Source organism: Macrococcus hajekii, from assembly GCF_004359505.1.
Classification (GTDB): domain Bacteria; phylum Bacillota; class Bacilli; order Staphylococcales; family Staphylococcaceae; genus Macrococcus; species Macrococcus hajekii.
In genome coordinates, this window is the sequence record NZ_SCWE01000025.1 from 1 (window position 1) to 431 (window position 431).

1 protein-coding gene is annotated in these 431 nt (G+C 32.7%); it reads left to right on the forward strand.

Translation table 11 applies throughout. The annotated features are described in order from the left end of the window. Nucleotides 1–431, forward strand: a 431-nt coding sequence (locus ERX37_RS11200) for an FAD-dependent oxidoreductase (RefSeq protein ID WP_208001691.1), incomplete at both ends; no start/stop codon positions are given.

Sequence of the window (431 nt, forward strand, 5' to 3'; positions counted from 1 at the left end):
CCACTAATGGGTGGTATTTATGGTACTGATATTGATCAATTGAGCCTAATGAGTACATTTCCTAATTTTAAAGAAAAAGAGGAACAATTTGGTAGTTTGATTAAAGGAATGAAAGATGAAAAAGAACAACGTATCAAGAAACGTCAATTATACCCAGGTGCTCCTAAAGGACAATTCAAACAGTTTAGACATGGTTTGAGTTCTTTTATAGAGGCGCTTGTTAAAGATATTGAAAGTAAAGGTGTTGACATACGATATAACACGCCAGTCAAAGATATATTGATTTCGCAAAAAGATTATGAAATTTTATTAGAAGATGACAGTAAAGAAAAATTTAATGGCTTACTTGTAACTACGCCACATCAAGCATTTCTAAATTGGTTTAGTCACGATCCGGCCTTTGATTACTTTAAGAACATGGATTCTACTAC